Source organism: Pseudoalteromonas sp. SR45-5 (genome assembly GCF_014163565.1).
Lineage (GTDB): Bacteria > Pseudomonadota > Gammaproteobacteria > Enterobacterales > Alteromonadaceae > Pseudoalteromonas > Pseudoalteromonas distincta.
In genome coordinates, this window is the sequence record NZ_JACJDN010000555.1 from 1 (window position 1) to 2,659 (window position 2,659).

The 2,659-nt window shown below is 39.2% G+C and carries 2 protein-coding genes and 1 pseudogene; 2 read left to right on the forward strand and 1 reads right to left on the reverse strand.

The features are described from left to right. Positions 1 to 73 precede the first annotated feature (73 nt). On the forward strand, positions 74 to 1,282 hold the full coding sequence (locus H5072_RS16385) for a porin (protein WP_182694135.1): 1,209 nt from the start codon (positions 74 to 76) through the stop codon (positions 1,280 to 1,282). A gap of 89 nt (positions 1,283 to 1,371) precedes the next feature. Here the strand turns inward: H5072_RS16385 and H5072_RS16390 are convergent, their stop codons facing one another. Continuing rightward, positions 1,372 to 2,283 carry a LysR family transcriptional regulator gene (locus H5072_RS16390; RefSeq protein ID WP_182694136.1) on the reverse strand — a complete coding sequence of 304 codons (912 nt, stop codon included), beginning with the start codon at positions 2,281 to 2,283 and terminating at the stop codon, positions 1,372 to 1,374. Between the two features lie 108 nt (positions 2,284 to 2,391). Here H5072_RS16390 and H5072_RS16395 point away from each other — a divergent pair. Continuing rightward, positions 2,392 to 2,659: pseudogene (locus tag H5072_RS16395) on the forward strand (MFS transporter); the annotation flags it as partial.

Here is a 2,659-nt window from a genome sequence, read left to right on the forward strand (position 1 = left end):
GCTTTGTTAGTCTTCGAATCTGAATTTTTACCTACGTAAAAAATTGACCAATTTACACAGGGCAACACACAAGATGAGCAAAAAATTAGCGACGCTTATTAGCGCAAGTATTGTATTCGCACCCGCTGTTTCGGCAGTTGAATTATACAAAGATGACAAAAATACTGTTGAAGTTGGTGGATATCTTGATGTGCGTGTAATTAATACACAAAACGAAACCGAAGTTGTTAACGGTACCTCGCGCATTAACTTTGGATTTACCCGAAAGCTTAAGAAAGACTGGACCGCACTCGCACTCGTAGAATGGGGTGTAAACCCTGTTGGCAGCAGCGATATTATTTATAACAATCGTTTTGAGTCTATCCAGGATGAGTTTTTATACAACCGTTTAGGTTACGCAGGGCTTTCGCACGAAAAATATGGCCAACTTACCATTGGTAAACAATGGGGTGCATGGTACGACGTAGTTTACGGCACAAATAATAGCTTTGTATGGGATGGCAATGCGGCTGGTGTTTACACCTATAACAAAGACGATGGCGCTGTTAATGGCACTGGCCGTGGAGATAAATTAGTGCAGTACCGCAATAGCTATAACGATTTTAGTTTTGCAGTACAAGCGCAGCTTAAAAACAGCGAATTTTATACCTGTGACGTCACCGACATTTCAGAAGAAGAATGTGAAGCACTTTGGAACTCTGGCGATAGTGCAGCCCAAGAAGTTGAATTTAATTACACATTTGGTGCGTCTGTAACTTATACCCCAACTGACATGCTAACACTTACAGCAGGTGTTAACCGTGGTGAGTTTGATTTAACGTTTGGCGATGGTTCTACTCGCAATGTTGAAGATTTAATTTATGGTGCAGGTATTATGTGGGGCAACATTGATGAGCCCGGCCTATACGTTGCAGCCAACGTAAATAAAAACAAAAACCACGACACAGATAACATCGGTCGCTTAATTAAAGACGCAATCGGTGTAGAAACATTTGCATCTTACCGCTTTGATAACGATTTTCGCCCTTTTATTGCCTACAACGTGTTTGATGCCGGTGATGATTACGTAATTCAGCCAAACTTTAACGCCGATCCTAACGATGTATTTAAGCGTCAGTTTGCTGTTATTGGCCTTCATTACCTAATTGACGAAGCTACTATTGCCTACATAGAAGCGCGTAAGGACTTTAGTGACTTCGAAAGTGATAACGACGATCAACAAGCACAAATGGAGCAGTCGGAAGACGACGGTATAGCATTTGGTTTTAGATATAAGTTCTAAATATAATCTCTAAATATAAGTTTAAAAACGACTACAACTTCCCTAAGCACAACCCTTTTAGCCCTTTTGACTTTTTTAATTGGGCTTTTTTATTCCGCCATACTTTTTTTAATACTTGGTTTTGCATTTAAGGCTATTTCAACAAATGCATTAACAGCCGCATTGGTATCTGCTTTTTTAAATTGTAATAGCACCGGAATTTGCGTAAAAACATCGCTCAATTTTATAAAATGGCACCCTTTACTATACAATTTACGTACGCAATAAGGCGCAATTGCCACACCAAGGCCTGCAGCCACTTCGGTAACTAATGTTTGCATATGTCGAGGTTGGCTAATAATGTTCGGTGAAAAACGAGCTTGTTTGCATTGCAAAATGGTTTCATCAAAAAGACCAAGTGCTTCCTCTCTATTAAAAATGATAAATGGCTCATTTTTTAGTTTAACTAAATCAATGTTTTTATAATTTGCCAGCGCATGGTTTTGATTAACTATGGCCACTAATGAATCTACATAAATAGTATGACTTACAAATTCATCGTTAATCGAATCAGGTAAAGGCCGTGAAAAACCCACATCAATTAAATCATTTTTAAACGCATGTATCTGCTCAGTTGCGGTCATTTCAAACAATGTAACGTGCACGCTTGGGTATTGCTGTTTGTATTCTCGAACCAGTGCTGCCATAAAGGCTAAACATGCCGAGCTTAAGTGCGCAATATTAAGTGTACCTACCTGCCCGTTGTGGGCACGTTTAACCTGAGTTTTAGCTTTGTCAGCTAGAGCCAAAATAGCGCGTGCATCTTTTAATAGCTGCTCACCCGCTTGAGTTATTGCAACATCGCGTGAATTTCTTATAAACAGCACAACATCAAGCTCGCTTTCGAGCTGTGCAATATGCCTACTTATTACAGGTTGCACGGTGTGTAGCTCTTTGGCCGCTTCTGAAAAACTCTGATGCTTAGCCACGCTGACAAAACTTTTTAATGTTTTAATATCCATTACGCACCTTAAATACATTTTTTGTATAGATTCTATAAAATAATATCATTTTTGTTATAGGTAAAGAACTCATACCATAGCGGCATGAGTTAACAACACTAGACAGCTATGACCAAACCCAAACAAAATCAGTCATTAAGTCGATTTATTTTATTACTAATGACCACTGCAATTGCCGCAACAGCAGCAAACTTATACTACAACCAGCCTATTTTACCGCTTATAGCGAACGAATTTAATTTAACTGATTCACAGCTTGGGAGTATTCCCGCGCTTACACAAATTGGTTACGCGTTTGCGTTATCATTTATTTCTCCTTTGGGTGACTCGATTGCTCGCAGGCGTTTAATTACTATTTTGTCGAGCTTATTAGTAG